At 73.4% G+C, this 18,838-nt stretch carries 19 protein-coding genes; 7 read left to right on the plus strand and 12 right to left on the minus strand.

Features of this window, described 5'->3' with window-relative positions:
• Positions 1–107: 107 nt before the first annotated feature.
• Positions 108–557 carry a hypothetical protein gene (locus AB0N04_RS14470; RefSeq protein ID WP_360211286.1) on the plus strand — a complete coding sequence of 150 codons (450 nt, stop codon included), beginning with the start codon at positions 108–110 and terminating at the stop codon, positions 555–557.
• 149 nt (positions 558–706) lie between these two features.
• Positions 707–1,507 carry a nucleotidyltransferase family protein gene (locus tag AB0N04_RS14475; RefSeq protein WP_360211284.1) on the plus strand — a complete coding sequence of 267 codons (801 nt, stop codon included), beginning with the start codon at positions 707–709 and terminating at the stop codon, positions 1,505–1,507.
• A gap of 174 nt (positions 1,508–1,681) precedes the next feature.
• Here the strand turns inward: AB0N04_RS14475 and AB0N04_RS14480 are convergent, their stop codons facing one another.
• The 7 genes from AB0N04_RS14480 to AB0N04_RS14510 all read right to left on the minus strand — a co-directional run bounded on the left by AB0N04_RS14480 (position 1,682) and on the right by AB0N04_RS14510 (position 8,840).
• Positions 1,682–3,376 carry a DoxX family membrane protein gene (locus tag AB0N04_RS14480; RefSeq protein ID WP_360211282.1) on the minus strand — a complete coding sequence of 565 codons (1,695 nt, stop codon included), beginning with the start codon at positions 3,374–3,376 and terminating at the stop codon, positions 1,682–1,684.
• Between the two features lie 281 nt (positions 3,377–3,657).
• Complete coding sequence (rlmB, locus tag AB0N04_RS14485) at positions 3,658–4,647, minus strand: 23S rRNA (guanosine(2251)-2'-O)-methyltransferase RlmB (RefSeq protein ID WP_360211280.1); 990 nt, start codon at positions 4,645–4,647, stop codon at positions 3,658–3,660.
• Positions 4,648–4,783: 136 nt separating this feature from the next.
• Positions 4,784–6,178 (minus strand): cysteine--tRNA ligase, encoded by a 1,395-nt coding sequence (gene cysS, locus AB0N04_RS14490; protein WP_360211278.1) that lies wholly within the window; start codon positions 6,176–6,178, stop codon positions 4,784–4,786.
• A gap of 70 nt (positions 6,179–6,248) precedes the next feature.
• A complete protein-coding gene (locus AB0N04_RS14495; protein ID WP_360211277.1) occupies positions 6,249–6,644 on the minus strand; it encodes a PPOX class F420-dependent oxidoreductase in 396 nt (131 codons plus the stop codon).
• A 155-nt stretch (positions 6,645–6,799) separates the two neighbouring features.
• Complete coding sequence (gene ispF / locus AB0N04_RS14500; protein WP_360211275.1) at positions 6,800–7,300, minus strand: 2-C-methyl-D-erythritol 2,4-cyclodiphosphate synthase; 501 nt, start codon at positions 7,298–7,300, stop codon at positions 6,800–6,802.
• Positions 7,290–8,045, minus strand: coding sequence for a 2-C-methyl-D-erythritol 4-phosphate cytidylyltransferase (gene ispD, locus AB0N04_RS14505; protein ID WP_360211318.1), 756 nt, complete (start codon positions 8,043–8,045; stop codon positions 7,290–7,292). The genes ispF and ispD overlap by 11 nt, the downstream gene beginning before the upstream one ends.
• A 312-nt stretch (positions 8,046–8,357) precedes the next feature.
• Positions 8,358–8,840, minus strand: coding sequence for a CarD family transcriptional regulator (locus AB0N04_RS14510; protein WP_030244332.1), 483 nt, complete (start codon positions 8,838–8,840; stop codon positions 8,358–8,360).
• Positions 8,841–9,271: 431 nt separating this feature from the next.
• Between AB0N04_RS14510 and AB0N04_RS14515 the strand changes: the two genes are divergently transcribed.
• The gene (locus AB0N04_RS14515; protein WP_360211273.1) at positions 9,272–9,967 is read left to right on the plus strand and encodes a DUF461 domain-containing protein; all 696 of its coding nucleotides are present in this window, start codon (positions 9,272–9,274) and stop codon (positions 9,965–9,967) included.
• 107 nt (positions 9,968–10,074) lie between these two features.
• Here the strand turns inward: AB0N04_RS14515 and AB0N04_RS14520 are convergent, their stop codons facing one another.
• Positions 10,075–10,770: a response regulator transcription factor gene (locus AB0N04_RS14520; protein WP_280725820.1), complete on the minus strand. Its 696-nt coding sequence runs from the start codon at positions 10,768–10,770 to the stop codon at positions 10,075–10,077.
• Positions 10,767–12,281 (minus strand): ATP-binding protein, encoded by a 1,515-nt coding sequence (locus AB0N04_RS14525; RefSeq protein ID WP_360211271.1) that lies wholly within the window; start codon positions 12,279–12,281, stop codon positions 10,767–10,769. Before AB0N04_RS14525 ends, AB0N04_RS14520 begins: the two co-directional genes overlap by 4 nt.
• 307 nt (positions 12,282–12,588) lie before the next feature.
• On the opposite strand from AB0N04_RS14525, the gene phoU reads away from it, so the two are divergent.
• Together phoU and AB0N04_RS14535 are read left to right on the plus strand one after the other, a co-directional pair.
• A complete protein-coding gene (phoU, locus tag AB0N04_RS14530) occupies positions 12,589–13,269 on the plus strand; it encodes a phosphate signaling complex protein PhoU (RefSeq protein ID WP_360211269.1) in 681 nt (226 codons plus the stop codon).
• Positions 13,270–13,474: 205 nt separating this feature from the next.
• Positions 13,475–13,651: a hypothetical protein gene (locus AB0N04_RS14535; RefSeq protein ID WP_360211267.1), complete on the plus strand. Its 177-nt coding sequence runs from the start codon at positions 13,475–13,477 to the stop codon at positions 13,649–13,651.
• Between the two features lie 94 nt (positions 13,652–13,745).
• On the opposite strand, the gene AB0N04_RS14540 is transcribed toward AB0N04_RS14535, so the two are convergent.
• Positions 13,746–14,336: a lytic polysaccharide monooxygenase gene (locus tag AB0N04_RS14540; RefSeq protein ID WP_360211265.1), complete on the minus strand. Its 591-nt coding sequence runs from the start codon at positions 14,334–14,336 to the stop codon at positions 13,746–13,748.
• A gap of 294 nt (positions 14,337–14,630) precedes the next feature.
• On the opposite strand from AB0N04_RS14540, the gene AB0N04_RS14545 reads away from it, so the two are divergent.
• Positions 14,631–15,839: an IS30 family transposase gene (locus AB0N04_RS14545; RefSeq protein WP_360211263.1), complete on the plus strand. Its 1,209-nt coding sequence runs from the start codon at positions 14,631–14,633 to the stop codon at positions 15,837–15,839.
• Positions 15,840–15,913: 74 nt separating this feature from the next.
• On the opposite strand, the gene AB0N04_RS14550 is transcribed toward AB0N04_RS14545, so the two are convergent.
• Positions 15,914–16,672: a phosphoglyceromutase gene (locus AB0N04_RS14550; protein ID WP_360211261.1), complete on the minus strand. Its 759-nt coding sequence runs from the start codon at positions 16,670–16,672 to the stop codon at positions 15,914–15,916.
• Positions 16,673–16,821: 149 nt separating this feature from the next.
• Between AB0N04_RS14550 and AB0N04_RS14555 the strand changes: the two genes are divergently transcribed.
• On the plus strand, positions 16,822–18,168 hold the full coding sequence (locus AB0N04_RS14555) for an MFS transporter (protein WP_360211259.1): 1,347 nt from the start codon (positions 16,822–16,824) through the stop codon (positions 18,166–18,168).
• Between the two features lie 47 nt (positions 18,169–18,215).
• Here the strand turns inward: AB0N04_RS14555 and AB0N04_RS14560 are convergent, their stop codons facing one another.
• Positions 18,216–18,743 carry a YbjN domain-containing protein gene (locus AB0N04_RS14560; protein WP_360211257.1) on the minus strand — a complete coding sequence of 176 codons (528 nt, stop codon included), beginning with the start codon at positions 18,741–18,743 and terminating at the stop codon, positions 18,216–18,218.
• Positions 18,744–18,838: the final 95 nt, after the last annotated feature.

The raw sequence follows: 18,838 nt of genomic DNA on the forward strand, positions 1-18,838 counted from the left end.
CCGTACACCCCCGCGTCAACACGGCGCGGGGACGAACCCGGACACGGTGTCACTCGATGGTGTAACGGAGGGCGATCCGGCCCGCACCCACCGCTACGCTCCTGAGCGTGAAGCAGCTTGTGCGCCGTATCGGCCAGACCGTCGCCCTGACCCTGCCGGTCGTCCTGGTGACCACCGGCACCCTCGCCGTGACCCGCGTGCCGTGGGCCCCGCCGACCGGCCTCGACCAGCAGGTCGTGGCCGCGTCCAGCGGGGACGGCGCCGGGATCGGCCGCACCGCGACCGCCGCCGCGGACCGCTCCTCGGACGCGCTCGCCCCGCAGGAGTCGCTGCGGGTGGCGCTGCTGGACGAGCTGCGCGCGAAGAACCCGTCGGCGGCGCTGGACCTGCTGGAGCGCTCGATGCGCGAGCAGCCGTCGCTGACGCCGTACTGCAGCTCGCTCGCCTCCGAGCTGGGCAAGGCCGCGGTGCGCAAGTACCAGGGCGACGTGCAGCGCGCCCGCTCCTTCGCCCGCCCGGTCTGCGACGGGTCGTTCGCCGCCGGCATCGCGGGCTGACGCTGCCCCCCGGCCGGCCCCCGGCACCACACCGGGCGCCGGAGCCCCACCACGGCCTCCCCCGCACCCCCACAGCAGACGCCGCAGCCCGGACCGGGCCGCGGAGCCGCCCCGGCTCCGCGGCCCGGTCCGCGCCTTATTGTTCAGCCATGACCGCTGACTCCGGCCCCACCGCCGACCCCGCGTCCCAGCCGTCCCGCTCCCCCCGCTCGCCCCGGCCGACCACGACGCCCGTCACCCAGGCCGTGATCCTGGCCGGCGGCCAGGGCTCCCGGCTGCGGCCCTACACGGACGACCGCCCGAAGCCGCTGGTCGAGATCCCGGGGACGGGCACCCCGATCCTCGGTCACCAGCTGGCCTGGCTGGCCTCCGAGGGCGTCACCGACGTGGTGGTGTCCTGCGGTCACCTGGCCGACGTGCTCCAGGAGTGGCTGGACAAGGCGGACCTGCCGCTGCGGGTGCGCACGGTGGTCGAGGAGGAGCCGCTCGGGCGCGGCGGCGGCCTCAAGTACGCGGCCCGCGCGCTGCCCCGCCCGGACGAGCCCTGGTACGCCACCAACGGCGACATCTGGACCAGGTTCAGCCTGCGCGAGATGGCCGCCTTCCACCACGAGCGGGACGCCGTCGCCACGCTCGCGCTGGCCCGGCCGCGGATCCCCTGGGGCGCGGTGGAGACCGACCAGTTCGGCAACGTGCTGGACTTCATCGAGGCGCCGCCCTCACCGTTCCTGATCAACGCCGGGCTGTACGTGTTCAGCCCGGAGTTCGCCGAGCTGCTGCCGGACGTGGGCGACCACGAGCGCACCACGTTCCCCCAACTGGCGCGCGGCAAGCGGCTGGCGGGCTACCAGCTGCCGCAGGGCGTGTACTGGCGCGCCATCGACACCGCGAAGGACCTCACGGAGGCGGCCAAGGAGCTCGCCGCCGGGGCCGGCCGCGCCCCGCAGTGAACCGCCGGCGGTGACCGGGGCCGCGGCGCCCGCCGAGCAGGCCGCGACACCGCAGACGGGCCCGCGGCACCCGCCAGGGCGACCGGGGCCGCAGCGCCCACCGGGCCCGCGACGCCACGGCAGTGGGCCGGGTGCTCCCCCACGGAGCACCCGGCCCACTGCCGTACCGGACCGTCAGGTGGACGTCGGCGCCCCCGGACGGGAGGAGCGGGCGCCACCGGACAGGTCGGCCAGCGGGCCGCTGCCCAGCACCCCGCCGAGCAGTCCGGACCCGGATCCCGACCCGGAACTCGGGCTGGGCTTGGGCGCCGTGCCGGAGCCGCCGGGGGCCGGGGTGCTGCGCTGGGCGGGCGAGGAACCGGCCGCCGGTGCGGCGGCGGTCGGTGCGGCCGGGGCCGGGGCCGAACTGGCGCCGCCCTCGGTCTTGGTGGCGTGCCCCTTGCCGCTCGGCGTCGGGGCGGCCGGACGGCTGGCCGGGGCGGAGGACGGCGGGGCGGTCGGGCTCGGCGTGGGGGTGGCCGGGCGGGGGGCGGAGGACGGCGAGGGCGGGGTGGACGGGCCCTGGCCGGTGGAGGGGCCGGTCGGGGCCCCGGAGGGCCAGACCGGTGTGCCGTAGTCGGTGGCCGGACGGGCCGGCGCCTGGTGCGGCCGGGCACCGGTGCGCACCGCCGCACCGAGCATCGAACCGAGCAGCAGGGTCACCCCGACGACGACCGTGGTGACCACGGTGCCCCGGCGCAGCACCCGGCGGCGCAGCGCTGCGGGCGCGTCGGTGCCGTACCGCCGCCAGGCCTCCAGGCTGAGCCGTCCGTCCAGGGAGGCGAACGGCGCACCGGCGATCAGCAGCGGGCTCCAGGCCGCCAGGAAGATCAGGTCGGGGGTGTCGTAGACCGGCACGGCCCGCCAGCTGACGGTGAAGAGCAGTGCGGCGGAGAGCAGCATCGCCGCCCCGGCCGCGAGCCGCTGCCAGAGGCCGAGGATCGTCAGCACGCCGACCACGATCTCGGTGAACGACACCACCAGCCCGGCGCCGACGGGGTGCGCCATGGCGAAGGCCAGCAGCGGCTCGGCGACCTTCCAGGGGTGCAGCGAGGCGAGCCAGCGCATCATCGAGCCGCGCTCGCCGCCGTCGAAGTACACCGGGTCGCAGAGCTTGCTGAAGCCGGCGTAGACGGACAGCGAGCCGAGGACGGCGCGCAGCGGCAGCAGGACCAGGCCGAGGTCGACCCGGCGGCCGGGGTACCAGGCCTGCCGGCCGTCGGCGGCGGCCGCGGAGACCTCGGGCAGCTCGCCGCTCGGGGTCCAGCCCTGCGGCACGCCGACCGGGCCGACGCCGGCGTCGGTGGCGGTGCCGGAGCCCTCGCGGGGCTGGCGGGGCACCGTCCGGGCGCCGGTGTAGGACGGGATGACCTGGGTGTCGGACTCGGCGAGGCCGACCCCGCCGCCCCCGGAGCCGGTGAGCCGGACGGCCTCCAGGAGCTGGGTGGCCGCGAGGTCCCCGGGGGGTGCCTGGCCGGTCCAGGTGACGGCGGTGACGCGGCCCTTGCGGCGCGGCGCACCGCCTCCGCCGGCACCCGCCAGTGCCGGGACGGCGGAGGCGGGCACGACGACCTGCGGGGTGACCAGCGGACGACGGATCAGGCCCTGGTTGGCGTACGGGTCGCCGAACGCGGCGCCGGTGGACAGCAGTCCGGCCGGGGCCTCGATCAACGGCGCCACCGGGGTGCCGAGCCGGAGCCGGAAGCTCGCCTGGGTGCTGCTGAGGCGCGCCGGGTCGGACGACACCTTGACGGTGTCGAGGCCGGGGCCCGCTTCTATCCCGGTGCTGCCGCCGCCGAACAGGGGGCGCCGAGGTGTTCTGGTGTCCACGCCCGGTCTAACCGGGTGACGGCCGCTAAGGACACTCTCCCGGGTGGATGTCCGGCGCACACTTGAAGTGATCATGAAAAAAGCGATCGGGCCCGGTCGGGCCCGATCGCTTTCCAGCCGGACTGCGGAGGATTCGGAAGAACCCCTGCGCGCCGGCCCCGCTCTGTGCTCCGCGGCAGGTGCTCCGCGCCGGCCGTGCTCCGCGCGCTCGGCGCGGAGCACCTGCCGTCGGCTCAGGACGCCTGCCGTCGGCTCACGGCGTCCGGCGCCGGCTCACGGCGTCAGCGCTTGGCGCGCTGCCGCGCGGCCTCGTACAGCACGATGCCCGCCGCGACACCGGCGTTCAGCGACTCGGTCAGCCCGGACATCGGGATCCGCACCCGCATGTCGCAGGTCTCCGAGACCAGCCGGGACAGCCCCTTGCCCTCGCTCCCGGCGACGATCACGACCGGACCGTTCAGCAGCTCCAGGTCGCCGATCTCGGCCTCGCCGTCGGCGGCCAGGCCGACCACCATCAGGCCGGCCTTCTGGTAGGCCTCCAGGGTGCGGGTGAGGTTGGTGGCCCGGGCGACGGGCAGTCGGGCGGCGGCACCGGAGGAGGTCTTCCAGGCACCGGCGGTCATGCCGGCCGCGCGGCGCTCGGGGATGACCACGCCGTGCGCGCCGAAGGCGGCGGCGGAGCGGACCACGGCGCCGAGGTTGCGCGAGTCGGTGACGCCGTCCAGCGCGATGATCAGCGCGTCCTGGCCGGCGTCGGAGGCCTCGACCAGCAGGTCGTCGGGGTGCGCGTACTCGTACGGCGGCACCTGGAGCACCAGGCCCTGGTGGTTGAGCCCGCCGGTCATCTGGTCCAGCTGGGCGCGCGGGGCCTCCATCAGCGGGATGCCGCGGTCGTTGGCGGCCTGGAAGGCGTCGCGCACGCGGTCGTCGGTGTCGATGAACTGCTGGACGTACAGCGCGTTGGCCGGCACGTCGCCCTGCAGGGCCTCGACCACGGAGTTGCGGCCGAAGACCAGCTCGGCGCTGCCCGCGCCACCGCGGCCGCCGCGACCGGCCCCGGCGCGGCGCATGCCGGCGCGGGCCTTGGCGTCCCGCTCGCGCTTGACCGCGGCGTTGGCGGCGCGCTGCTTCGGGTGGCCCTTGCGCTCCGCGCCGGGCGGGGTCGGGCCCTTGCCCTGGAGCGCCTTCCGGCTGTGCCCGCCGGTACCGACAGACGCGCCCTTCTTCGATCCGGGGTTGCGGCGGTTCCTGCGCTGGCTGTTGCCGGCCATGGCTGTACTTCCTGTCTGTCCGGCATGCCCGGCCGCCCCGTTACTGTCCGGCGGCGGCCGGCGGCATGCGCTACGTCATGCGGGAGGGCCGCACCGGTCCGGTACGGCCCACCCTCACCCCGATCGTCAGATGGGGTTACTGGTTGTTGATCGTCCAGCGCGGGCCGGACGGGGTGTCCTCGATCACCAGCCCGGCGAGGCCGAGCTGGTCGCGGATGGCGTCCGCGGTGGCGAAGTCCTTGCGCTGACGAGCCGCCTGCCGCTGGTCCAGGACCAGGCTGACCAGCGAGTCGACCACGCCGTGCAGGTCCTCGCCGCGCTCCGCCCCGGCCCAGTGCGGGTCGAGCGGGTCGAGACCCAGCACTCCGAGCATCGCACGGACCTCGGCGAGCCGCGCCACCGCGTTCTCCTTGTCGTCCGCGTTCAGGGCGCTGTTGCCCTGGCGGACGGCGGTGTGCACGATGGCGAGCGCCTGCGGCACGCCCAGGTCGTCGTCCATCGCCTCGGCGAAGGCCGGCGGCACCTCGGGCGCCGCCTCGACCGGGCCGCAGCGCTCGACGGTGCGCTGGATGAAGCCCTCGATCCGGCCGAAGCCGGCCTCGGCCTCGCGCAGCGACTCCTCGCTGTACTCGATCATCGAGCGGTAGTGCGGGGCGGCCAGGTAGTAGCGCAGCACGATCGGCCGCCAGCGCTGGACCATCTCGGAGACGAGCACCGAGTTGCCCAGCGACTTGCTCATCTTCTCGCCGGCCATGGTGACCCAGGCGTTGTGCACCCAGAAGTTGGCGAAGTCGTCGCCGTAGGCCTTGGACTGGGCGATCTCGTTCTCGTGGTGCGGGAAGATCAGGTCCAGCCCGCCGCCGTGGACGTCGAAGGCCGCACCGAGGTACTTGTGGGCCATCGCCGAGCACTCCAGGTGCCAGCCCGGGCGGCCGCGGCCCCACGGGGTGTCCCAGCTGGGCTCGCCGGGCCGGGCCGCCTTCCACATCGCGAAGTCGCGCGGGTCCCGCTTGCCGGTCTCGCCCTCGCCCTCGGGCTGGCGCAGGTCGGCGAGCTTCTGGTTGGAGAGCGCGAGGTAGTCGGGGTACGACTTCACGTCGAAGTAGACGTTCCCGTCGGCCGCGTAGGCGTGCCCCGCGGAGATGAGCACCTGCATCATCTCGATCATCTCGGGGACGTGCCCGGTCGCCCGCGGCTCGACGGTCGGCGGCAGGCAGCCGAGGGCCGTGTAGCCGTCGTTGAACGCGCGCTCGTTCTCGTAGGCGATCTGCCACCACGGGGTGCCGAGCTGGCGCTCCTTGGCGATCACCTTGTCGTCGATGTCGGTGACGTTCCGGGCGAAGGTCACCTGGTAGCCGCGGTAGGCGAACCACCGCTGCATGATGTCGAAGTTGAGCCCGGACCGGATGTGCCCGATGTGTGGCGCCGACTGGACGGTAGCGCCGCACAGGTAGATCGAGACACAACCCGGTACAAGCGGGACGAAGTCGCGTACCTGGCGGGTGCTGGTGTCGTACAGGCGAATGCTCACAGCGTCAAGCGTAGTGGGCGGCGGGGGGTGCCCCGCGACATTCCCCCGGAATCCCGGGCCCGGACGGCGGTCAGATGCTGCCGACCACCTTGCGCGGGGTGAGCCGCACCACGACCCGGACGTCGTCCGGCCCGTCCCACCCGTAGACCTGCTCCCCGCGGTACTTGAAGGCCAGCTCGTCGATCAGCTCCCGGCCGCCCTCGGTGGTCATGGTGGCCGAGCCGCGCACCTCGAAGTACTCGTACGGGCTGTCCGGCGGGTTGACCAGGAGGGTCGCCCGCGGGTCCTTGACCAGGTTCAGGTGCTTGCGGCGGCCCTGGACGGTGGAGAACAGGATGTCGTCGCCGTCGCGCTTGACCCAGACCACCGAGGACTGGGGGCTGCCGTCGGGCTGGATCGTGGTGATCACGGCGAAGGTCTTGCCGTCGACCAGGGCCTTGGCACGGTCGGAGAGTTGGGCGCTCATCGGGAACCTCTTCTCGTCGGCGGTGGGGCGGACCCGGCGGGACGGCGCGGAACGGCCGGAGCGGGCCCGCGCCGAACACTATCGACCCGGGCCCCGGCAGCCCCCGTTGAACACCCGTCAGCGGCGGACATTTCCGCGGCCGCCGCCGCGCTGGCTCAACGCCGTTCGTACACCAGGGCGGTGGCGATCGCGGCGAGCCCCTCGGCCCGGCCGGTGAGGCCCAGGCCGTCGGTGGTCGTCCCGGAGACCGACACCGGCGCACCGGCCGCCTCCGACAGCGCGGCCTGCGCCTCGGCCCGCCGCTTGCCGATCTTCGGTCGGACGCCGATCACCTGGACCGCGACGTTGCCGATCTCGAAGCCGGCCTCGCGCACCAGCCGGGCGGCCTCGCCGAGCAGCTTCACCCCGGAGGCGCCGGCCCACTCGGGCCGGTCGGTGCCGAAGTGCGCGCCCAGGTCGCCGATCCCGGCGGCAGAGAACAGCGCGTCGCAGGCGGCGTGCGCGGCGACGTCGGCGTCCGAGTGCCCGGACAGCCCGAACCCGGCGTCCGGCCACTCCAGTCCGGCCACCCACAGCGGGCGGCCGGCCTCGAAGGCGTGCACGTCGGTGCCGATCCCCACCCGGGGGACGGGCGGGAGCAGTGGATCAGTAGGCATCGGAGGCCCTCCGGCGGGCGAGTACGGCCTCGGCGAGCACGAGGTCCAGCGGACGGGTGACCTTGAACGCCTCCTCGTGGCCGGGCACCACGACGACCCGGCCGCCGTAGCGCTCCACCAGGCCGGCGTCGTCGGTGACCGGCGGCGCGTCGAGGGCGCCCGCGCTCTCCTCGGCCAGCGCCTTGGCGTGCACCTCGACCAGGGTGGCCCGGTCGAAGCCCTGCGGGGTCTGCACCGCGCGCAGGGTGGCCCGGTCGGGCGTGTCGAGCACCGGCTCGGGGAGTCCCGGGTTCGGCTCGACCCGCTTCACGGTGTCGGCCAGCGGCACCGCGGGCACGACCGCGACGGCCCCGGCCCGGACGGCGGCCGCGACGGCGTCCACCACCTCGACCGGGACGAGCGGGCGGGCCGCGTCGTGCACCAGCACGACCTCCACGTCGGCCGGGGTGGCGGCGAGGCCGAGCCGGACCGACTCCTGGCGGGTCGCGCCGCCGGCCACCACCCGGATGTCCTTGTCGTCCAGGCCGTGGCTGCCGAGCAGGGCGACCACCTCGGCCACGCCGTCGGCGGGCGCGGCGACCACGACCAGGCCGACGGCCCGACTGCGGGCCAGCGCCCGTACGGCGTGCACCAGGAGCGGTACACCGCCCAGTTCCCGCAGGGCCTTCGGGGCACCGGGCCCCAGCCGCTCACCGCGTCCGGCGGCGGGCACCACTGCTGCTGCGACTGCTGCTGAGGCGTTCAGGTTTCACTCCTTCGGCGAAGTGGGTATGGCCTTGGCGTGCCCGGCGGGCGCGAGGGCCCCTTCCGAAGAACCACGGTCCACCACACCCGCCGCACAACCCGCAGAATCGGTCTTGCACGGCGAATCGGTCTGGCGGCCCCGGGCCCGGCAGGCCCGGCCGCGTCGTGGCGGACCCCGACCCGGTCGGGCCGGAGGCGTCGTCCGGACACGCCTCAGCGCCCGAAGTGCCACTGCACCACCCCCGGACACGTGGTCCTGGGAGCGGCGCGCCGGCACCGGGCGCTGTGAGCGGTGGGCGGAAGCCCGACTGCACTACGAGGCGAGCACCTCGTCGAGCAGCGTCTCCGCCTTGTCCTCGTTGGTGTTCTCCGCCAGCGCGAGCTCGCTGACGAGGATCTGGCGCGCCTTGGCGAGCATGCGCTTCTCGCCGGCCGACAGGCCGCGCTCGCGCTCACGACGCCAGAGGTCGCGCACGACCTCGGCGACCTTGATAACGTCACCCGAGGCGAGCTTCTCGAGGTTCGCCTTGTAGCGACGGGACCAGTTGGTCGGTTCTTCGGTGTACGGTGCGCGCAGCACCTCGAAGACCCGGTCCAGACCCTCCTGGCCGACCACATCGCGCACGCCGACGAACTCCGCGTTCTCGGCGGGCACGCGGAGCGTCAGGTCTCCCTGCTGCACCTTGAGCACCAGGTAGGTCTTGTCCACACCTTTGATCTGGCGAATTTCGATGGCCTCGATCAGCGCGGCCCCGTGATGGGGGTAGACCACCGTGTCGCCAACCTTGAACGTCATGTGACAGGACCCCTTCCGTGGCTTTCCAGAATAACACGCTTTTCGGCGCACCCGAAGGGCGTTTTCGCAGGTCAGGGCAGGTCTCGGGGCTTGACAACCACCCCCATGACGTGCTGCGACCGATGTTCGAGAGGGGCTTCCCGCAGGTCGGAGGCGGTTCCGGCGCTCGACGAAACCTCGCGCAACACTCGCGAAACCGTGATTGGATCTTGGGTTTTCACCGTTTATCGGGCCGTATCCACATCGTTATTCGATCTTGGTCGAAGCTTGTCCCGGGAGTGACCTGGACACGCCACCGGTGCGGCCGGACGGGCGCCCGGCGGACCCCGGTCGTGCGACACGGGGGACCACCCCGTGAGGAGCGCATAAGTGAGGTCGATAATCTGAGACCTGACCTACCGACACGTGACCCATTAGGAGAAGCCGCCGCCGTGAGCCGCAGCCTTCGACGCGGCAGCATCGCCGCCATCGCCGCCATCGCCATCGCCTCGCTGTCGTCCTGCGCCGCCGGCAACTCGCCGGACACCCTGCAGATCAAGCCGGACAACGCTGCGGCCACTCTCGGAACGGACCTCCGCCTGAACAACATCGTGGTCGTCACCGGGGACGAGTCCTCGGGCGAGCACACCGGCCCCGCCAACGTGACCGTCAACATCGCCAACACGGGCCTGGTGCCGGCGGAGCTGCAGTCGATCACCGTCGGCACCGCCACCGCCTCCTTCGCCGACGCCGCGGGCGCCCCGCTGACCGGCATCGTCATCCCCGCCAACGGCGCCGTGGCCATCGGCGGCGACGGCAACCCGTCCGCCAAGGTCGCCTCGGTGACCGTCCAGGTCGGCGGCTTCGTCAACACCACCTTCACCTTCAAGGACGGCCAGAAGGTCGACACCCTGGCCGGCGTGAGCCCGAACAAGGGCCTCTACAAGGGCTTCGGCCCGACGGCGAGCCCGGTCGCCGTGCCCGCCAAGAGCACCGCCCCCGCCGCGGCCACCCCGGCCGCCGGCGCCACCACCCCGGGCGCCCCGGCCACCACCGGTGCGGCCGTGCCGTCCGGTACCGCCACCCCGGCGGGCACCACGCCCGCCGCGGGCACCCCGTCCGGCAGCCCGTCCGCCGGCACCCACTGAGGCACCACGGCGCTCCGGCGGCCCCTGGGGGCCGCCGGGCGTGATGCGGAAGGCCCCCGCCCGGCGACTGCCGGCGGGGGCCTTCCGCATCACGTCGGACCTGCGGTCTACGGCTCGAACTTGTAGCCCAGGCCGCGGACCGTCACCAGGTAGCGCGGGGCGCCCGGGTCCGGCTCGATCTTGGCCCGCAGGCGCTTCACGTGGACGTCCAGGGTCTTGGTGTCGCCGACGTAGTCCGCGCCCCAGACCCGGTCGATCAGCTGCATGCGGGTGAGCACCCGGCCCGCGTTGCGCAGCAGCATCTCCAGCAGGTCGAACTCCTTCAGCGGGAGGTCGACCTTGGCGCCGTCGACGGTCACCACGTGCCGGTCGACGTCCATCCGGACCGGGCCCGCCTCCAGGGCGCCCGGGCCGCCGCCGTTCTCGCCCGGGCCGCCGTCCTCGCCGCGGCGCCGCAGCACCGCGCGGATCCGGGCGACCAGCTCACGGGTGGAGTAGGGCTTGGTGACGTAGTCGTCCGCACCTATCTCCAGCCCGACGACCTTGTCGATCTCGCTGTCCTTGGCGGTCACCATGATCACCGGGACGTTGGAGCGCACCCGGAGCTGGCGGCAGACCTCGGTACCCGGCAGGCCCGGCAGCATCAGGTCGAGCAGGACGAGGTCGGCGCCGTTGCGTTCGAACTGCTCCAGCGCGTCGGGGCCGGTGGCGGCCACGGCCACCTCGAAGCCCTCCTTGCGGAGCATGTACGAGAGGGCGTCGCTGAACGACTCCTCGTCCTCGACCACCAGTACTCGGGTCACGATCGGGCCTCCGGGGCAAGCTGTGGGGTTGGGTCTGACAGGGGTTGTTCCCGCTCCCCCGTGGGGAGCGAACGGTCCGCGCGGCCCGAGTCGGCCGTCCGGTCCGTGGTGAGGGTCTGGGTGGGCGTGGTGGCGGTCCCGGCGCGGCCGGCGTCGGGGCCGGGCCGGTCGTCGGGCCGGTCGTCGGGCCGGTTGTCGGACCGGTCGTCGTCCCACTCGTCGGGCAGGTCGTCGGCGTCTGCGGACCCGACCTCGGCGTCGGCGTCGGAGTCGGAGTCGGAGTCGGAGTCGGAGTCGGGCGCCTGGCCGGCGGGCAGCCGGACGGTGAAGGTGGAGCCCTGGCCCTCGACGCTCCACACCGAGACCGTGCCGCCGTGCGAGGCGGCGACGTGCTTCACGATGGAGAGGCCGAGGCCGGTGCCGCCGGTCGCCCGGGAGCGGGCCGGGTCCACCCGGTAGAAGCGTTCGAAGACGCGCTCGCGGTCCTTCTCGGAGATGCCGATGCCCTGGTCGGTGACCGAGATCTCGATCAGCTCGCCGTCCGCCTCCCCGAGCGCCGCGGCGCTGGAGATCCGGCGGGTCGCGATCGCCACCCGGGTGCGCGGCGGGCTGTAGTTGACGGCGTTCTCGACCAGGTTGCCGAGCGCCGCGGCGAGCTGGCCGCGGTTACCGTGCAGGTAGAGGCCGGCGATGCCGCCGGCCGCGATCAGGATCTGCTTGGCGGCGGCCTGCTGGCGGCAGCGGTCGATCGCCTCGGCGATCAGCTCGTCCACCGCGACCGGCTCCGGGTCGACCATCAGACGGTCGTCCTGGACCCGGGAGAGGTCGATGATCTCCTGGACCAGGCTGGCCAGCCTGGTCGCCTCGATCTGCATCCGGCCGGCGAAGCGCTGCACCGCCTCCGGGTCGTCGGACGCGTCCGCGACCGCCTCGGAGAGCAGCGACAGGGCGCCGACCGGGGTCTTCAGCTCGTGGCTCACGTTGGCCACGAAGTCCCGGCGGACGGCCTCCACCCGGCGGCGCTCCGTCTGGTCCTCGACCAGCACCAGCACCAGCCGCGAGCCCAGCGGGGCGACCCGGACGGAGACCGCCAGCGGCTCGGCCGCGCGGGCCGCGCCGGGTCGGGGCACCTCCAGTTCGACCTGCCGGATCTCACCGTCCCGGCGGGTGGCGCGGGCCAGCGACAGCATCGGGTCCACGGCGACGGCGCCGCCGCGCACCAGGCCCATCGCGTACGCGGCGGAGCTGGCCTTGACCACCTCGTCGCCCTCGCCCAGCACGATCGCGCAGGAGCGGAGCACCGAGAGCACGGTGTCCACCCCCGGCGGGAGCGGAGGCTCCGGGGTGGCGGTGCCCAGCACCTGCTGGCGACCACGGGTCCTGCTGCTGGTGCCGCCGTACCTGCCCCTGGCCTGCTCGCGCTCGCTCCAACGGAAGGCGATGGAGGCCGTGAGGCCGACGCCGAGCCCGGCTATGGCGCAGGCAGCGGCGGCGGCCACGTTCACGTCCATGTGGCCAGCGTAAGCGTACGGCCAGGGCACTCCCCAAGGGCTGGATCAAGGCATCGGCCACGCGTTGCCGAGAATTCACCTCCACGTAGCTGCCGATTCACCGCACCGGCCGTGCACCGTCGCCCGAACGGCGCAGAGTTGGCCGTGCAGCCCGTGTGGGAACGGGCGGCGGGCCGAACAGCGGCCGCCGTCCCGGGTGCGCGCGTACGATTCGCGCCACCAGCAGCGGTCAACCCGGACGTCACGGCGACGGTCGGACGGGAGGACCGGTCGGCACCGCCACCGACACAGCTTCTGAGGAGAGAGCATGCGCGACGCGTACCACGAGGAACTCGATGCGATCGGCGACAGCCTGGTCGAGATGGCCCGGCTGGTCGGCTCGGCCCTGGGCCGGGCCACCACCGCACTCCTCGACGCGGACCTGGCGCTGGCGGAGAGCGTGATCGCCGCCGACGAGAAGATCAACGAGCTGCACCACGAGCTGGAGGACCGGGCGATCGACCTGCTCGCCCGCCAGCAGCCGGTCGCCACCGACCTGCGCATCGTGGTCACCTCGCTGCGGATGAGCGCCGACCTGGAGCGCTGCGGCGACCTCGCCCGGCACGTCGCCAAGGTCGCGCGGATGCGCTACCCCGACTCGGCCGTCCCCGGCGACCTGCACTCGACCGTCCTGGAGATGGGGCAGCTCGCCCAGCGCCTGGTGGCCAAGGCGGGCCTGGTGATCGCGACCAAGGACGTGGACAAGGCCCTGGAGATGGAGCAGGACGACGACGCGATCGACACCCTGCACCGCGAGCTGCTGTCGCACCTGATCGACGACCGCTGGCACCACGGGATCGAGACCGCCGTCGACCTCACCCTGGTCGGCCGCTACTACGAGCGCTTCGCGGACCACGCGGTGTCGGTCGCCAAGCGCGTGGTGTACCTGGTGACGGGCGAGCACGTGGCCGAGTTCGTGGCCTCCTCGGAGGCCGCCGCCGCGGAGTGACCGCCGGCCGCGCCGGCACGGCCGCCCCGCTCGGCGGGGCGGCCGCTCACCCCTCGGGGTGAGTAAACCCGCGGCGGGGGTGGTGGGGAAGCACGGCCCTTCGTACTCCCCACCCCTGCGCGCCCGTTGACGCTCCCTCCGATCGGCGGTTTCACTCGAAGCCGTGGGCACCGACGCGTGCCCGTCACTAGGAGGGTTCAGCACGATGAACGCCAACCCCACCCGACCGGCACCGGCCCACGACACTTCCACGCCGCCCGCCCCCAGGCTGCTGCCCGTCCTCGCGGCCGGCTGCGGCTGCGGTCCGGGCTGCGGCTGCGGCTGCCAGTCCGGCGCGCCCTGCCAGTGCGGCGGCGTGGACGGTGGCTGCTGCGGCCACTGAGGACGCCCCGGGCCGCCCCGACCACCCGGGTGCGCGACCGCCACGACCGGCAGCCGCGCACCCGGACACGTCCTCCGGGGCCTCGGGGCGGGTCTCAGAACTGCACGTCGGTGCAGGAGTAGAAGGCGTTCCCGGTGTCGGCGATCTCCCAGACCGAGACGACCACCTGGTGGCCGGTCCGCCCGCTCGGGAGGGTCGCGGTGTGGCTGAGGGTGCTCGGCACCTGACGGCCGTTGTAGGGGACGGTCAGGAAGGGCGTCAGCTCCAGGCTCGCCCTGGTGACCGGCCGGCTCGCGTCGTAACCCGCCTTGGTCAGGTAGTACTTGAAGCTCGTGGTCGCGTGCCGCGCGGTGAACTTCCAGGTGAAGGTGAGCTGCTGGCCCGCCCGCACCGACGTGGCCGGCCAGGCGCCGCCGTGCGGGTCGTCCAGCTCCGCGAAGCGCGAGTTGCCGCCGGCGCAGATGGTGCCGTCCGCGGGCCCGGAGTTCGGGAAGCCCTTCGGGCCCTCGACGCTCTGCGGCTCCCACTGGATGTCCCCGCAGTCCCAGGCCACCGCGTCCGCTCCGCAGAGCGCGGCCCGGCTGGGCGGCGTCGAGATGTAGCCGTGGGACTGCGCCGGGAGCGCGAAGGTGAGCGGGATCGCGAGCGCGGCGACGGCCGCCCCGACGATGTGACGTGTGCGCATGGTGCTCCTCCGTGGGGGTGGATGGAGAGTGCGCCGGGGCGCGGTCGCGCGCGTGGGGTGCGGCGGCCAGGACGGGGGGATCCTTGGCATGCTTGCGCCAGCCGGTGCCCTCACGGTAGGAGCAGCCGCCACCACCCGTCAATGGTCTGAACCATTTTCGCCGACCACAACTCCCCTGCCACACAGGCTGGTTGACCACCCCCACCGACACGCCACCCCCGGAACGACAAAGGCCCCGCCCCCGGCGAACTTGGGTTCTAGCGGTTGTCGCAACACCCCAGCTGAAGGGGTGCGATGGACTTCGAGATTCGCGGGGACCGGAAGCCGCAGGGGCCCAGGAAGCTCCGTGCCGAACGGGAGGAATACTTCCGGCTCGTGCGACAGGGCTACAGCAACAGAGAGGCGTCCCGGCTGGTGGGCGTTCACCCGCGTACTGGACGCGAGTGGCGCAACGGCCGGACGGACCCGAAGAGGTTCAGGGCGCCCGCTCGACCCGAGCGGGCGCCCTGCGCCGTGTCCCGGTACCTGCGTGAGGACGAGCGGATCCACATCGCCGACCGGATCCGCGAGAAGGCCACCATCCGGGCGATCGCCGGCGAGCTGGGCCGCAGCCCGTCCACGATCAGTCGGGAGATCCGGCGCAACAGCCGTCCGGGCAGCGGAAGTTACCGGCCCCATGCCGCCCAGGCCCGTGCCGATGCCCGACGGCCCCGGCCGAAGACAGGGAAGATCGCCGAGAACGCCGGGCTGCGGGACTTCATCCAGGACCGCCTGGACAGGAAGTGGAGTCCGGAGCAGATCTGCCAGGCTCTGCGGGACACCTTTCCCGAGCGGCCGGAGATGCACGTGGTACACGAAACGGTCTACCAGGCCCTGTATGTCCAGGGCCGGGGTGAACTGCGCCGTGAGCTCGCGGCAGCCCTGCGCACCGGACGCGCGCGCCGCAAGCCGCACCGCCAGGCCGCCTGCCGGCAGCCGCGTTTCGCCACCCCGATGGTGATGATCAGCGAACGGCCCGCCGAGGTCGAGGACCGGGCCGTCCCCGGGCATTGGGAAGGCGATCTGATCATCGGCAAGGACGGCGGCTCCGCCATCGGCACGCTGGTCGAACGGGCCACCCGCTACGTGATGCTCGTGCACCTGCCCCATGGCCGCACCGCCGAGCAGGTCCGCGACGCCCTGGTGGCCACCGTCCGGGCCCTGCCCACCCACCTGGTCCGCTCGCTGACCTGGGACCAGGGCGCCGAGATGGCCGCCCACGGCTCGTTCACGATCGCCACCGACATCCCGGTCTACTTCTGCGATCCCGCCAGCCCGTGGCAGCGAGGCTCGAACGAGAACACGAACGGCCTGCTGAGGCAATACTTCCCCAAGGGCACCGACCTCGCCGTCCACGACCCGGAACACCTGGCCCACGTCGCCGCCGAACTCAACGGCCGCCCACGCAAAACGCTCGGCTGGGAAACCCCAGCCGAGCGCCTGCATAGACTCGTCGCGGCCTGATCAAACCGACCACGTGTTGCAACGACCCCTAGAACCCAAGGAACCGGGAGGCGGGGCCTGCAAGCAGTCGGGCGTTACTTCTTGCCCTGGTTCTTGACGGCCTCGATGGCGGCGGCGGCGGCCTCCGCGTCGAGGTAGCGGCCGCCCTTGGCGACGGGCTTGAAGTCGGCGTCGAGCTCGTAGACGAGCGGGATGCCGGTCGGGATGTTCAGGCCGGCGATGTCCTCGTCGGAGATGCCGTCGAGGTGCTTGACCAGCGCGCGCAGGCTGTTGCCGTGGGCGGTGACCAGGACGGTCTTGCCGGCGGCGAGGTCCGGGACGATGGCGTCGTACCAGTACGGGAGCATCCGCTCGACGACGTCCTTGAGGCACTCGGTGCGCGGACGCAGCTCGCTCGGGATCTCCGCGTAGCGGGCGTCACCGGCCTGCGAGTACTCGTTGTCGTCGGCCAGCACCGGCGGCGGGGTGTCGTAGGAGCGACGCCACAGCTGGAACTGCTCCTCGCCGAACTCGGCCAGGGTCTGGGCCTTGTCCTTGCCCTGGAGCGCGCCGTAGTGCCGCTCGTTCAGGCGCCAGCTGCGGTTGACCGGGATCCAGTGGCGGTCGGCCTTGTCCAGGGCGATCTGCGAGGTGCGGATGGCGCGGCGCAGCAGCGAGGTGTGCACCACGTCGGGGAACAGGCCCTCGGCGGCCAGGAGCTCGCCACCGCGGGCGGCCTCCTTCTCGCCCTTCTCGTTGAGGTCGACGTCGACCCAACCGGTGAACAGGTTCTTCTGGTTCCACTGGCTCTCGCCGTGGCGAAGCAGGATGAGTCGGTACGTCGTGTCAGCCATGGCCACCAGCTTAGTGGAGCCCGAAAAAGCGCTGGTGGGGACCTCAACCCCATGTGTAATGTCTGCGCAGCAGGAATGACACTTACACGCGTCGGCTGGCCGGGCCTGCCCGTTCCGCTCAGCGGACGCCCGCACACGGGAGCCCCCACATGCTCTTCGCCGCACCGGCCAACCCACGGATCCGAAGAGTGGTGCAGGAGACGGTGGGCGGGCTGCCGCGCCAGTTCTGGTGGCTCTGGGTGTCCACGCTGGTCAACCGGCTCGGCGCCTTCGTGGTCACCTTCCTGGCGCTCTACCTGACCAGCGAGCGCGGGTACTCGCCCTTCTACGCGGGCCTGGTGGCCTCCCTGTTCGGCCTCGGTGCGGCGTCCTCGGCGATCGTCGCCGGTGTGCTGACCGACCGGATCGGGCGCCGGCCGACCCTGGTCGCCGCCCAGCTCGGCGCGGCCCTGTTCACCGCCGTGCTCGGCTTCGCGGACGGCCGGGTGGCCATCGCCGTGGTGGCCTTCCTGGTCGGCTTCTGCAACAACGCCACCCGGCCCGCCACCTCGGCGATCATCGCCGACATCGTGCCGGTCGAGGACCGCGTCCGCGCCTACTCGCTGAACTTCTGGGCGATCAACCTCGGCTTCGGCCTCTCCTCCGCCGTCGCCGGTGTGATCGCCACCCACGGCTACCTCGCGCTGTTCCTGCTGGACGCGCTCTCCACGGTGCTCTGCGCGGTGGTGATCTTCGTCAGGATCCCGGAGACCAAGCCCGACGCCCCGGCCGCGAAGTCCGCGGAGCCGGCGGTCGGCATCGTCACCGTCTTCCGGGACCGCCGGTTCATGGCGGTGGTCGGGCTCACCCTGGTGCTCGCCCTGGTGCTCCAGCAGGGCTCCACCACGCTCGCGGTGGAGATGGGCCGCTGGGGGATCACCTCCACCCAGTACGGCCTGGTCATCGGGCTGAACGGGCTGCTGATCGTGCTGCTGCAGATCCCGCTCACCCGCTGGGTCGAGGGGCGCAGCCGGACGGCCATGCTGGCGGCGGCCGCGCTCTTCATCGGCTGGGGGTTCGGGCTGACGGCGCTGGCCGGCTCGTCCGCCTGGTTCTACGCGCTCACGGTGGCGGTCTGGACGATCGGGGAGATCCTCTACACGCCGACCCTGATGGGCCTGATCGCCGAGCTGTCGCCGACCCACGCGCGCGGTCGTTACCAGGGCGTGTACTCGCTCTCCTGGTCGCTCGCCTCGTTCCTGGGGCCGGCCGCGGGCGGTCTGCTGCTGGAACGGGCCGGCGGCGGGGTGCTCTGGACCGCCTGCGGGATGTGCGGCACGGCCGCCGCGGTCGGCTACGTGCTGCTGGCGCGCCGGCCGGGCCCCGCAGCGGTCGGCGGGAGCGGGGCGACCGCGGTGGTGGCGACGGCCCCGGTTCCCCCGACTGCCGTCGCGACCGCGGCTCCCGTCGTGACCGGGGCTCCCGTCGCGACGGCGAAGGCTCCGGCGGACGCCTGAGGTCGGGGCGGCCCGGGGCGGCCGGGCCCGGTCCCGGCGGCCGGCGGTCAGTCGGCCGCGGGGGCGGGGGCGGCCGGGGCGGCGAGGTGGGCGAAGGCGGCCAGGTTGCGGGTGGACTCCCCGCGCTTGGTGCGCCACTCCCACTCGCGCCGGATCGCCGAGGCGAAGCCCAGCTCCAGCAGGGTGTTGAACGGCTCGTCGGCGTTCTCCAGCACCGTGCCGAGCAGCCGGTCCACGGCGTCCGGGGTGAGCACCTCGAGCGGCAGGCGGCCGGCCAGGTAGACGTCGCCGAGCGGGTCGACGGCGTACGCGACGCCGTACAGCCGGGTGTTGCGCTCCAGCAGCCAGCGGTAGACGCCCTCGTGGTTCTCGTCCGGGCGGCGGATCACGAAGGCGTTCACCGACAGGGTGTGGTCGCCGACCCGCAGGGCGCAGGCGGTGCTCAGCTTGCGGGTGCCCGGGAGCGTCACGACCAGCGTGTACGGATCCGTGGCGGCCGGCTCCCAGGCCGCGCCGGCGTCGTCCAGGGCGGTGCGCAGGAGGGTCAGGGCCTCGTCCTTGGTGCGGATTGCCATGAGGGTGACGTTACTCGGCGGTACCGGCCGCGCGCACCAGCGGGACGCGGCCCGGCGGCGTGCCCGGCGGCCGGCCGCTGCCGGCCGCCGGGCCG

The organism is Kitasatospora sp. NPDC051702, assembly GCF_040681575.1.
Taxonomy (GTDB): Bacteria; Actinomycetota; Actinomycetes; order Streptomycetales; family Streptomycetaceae; genus Kitasatospora.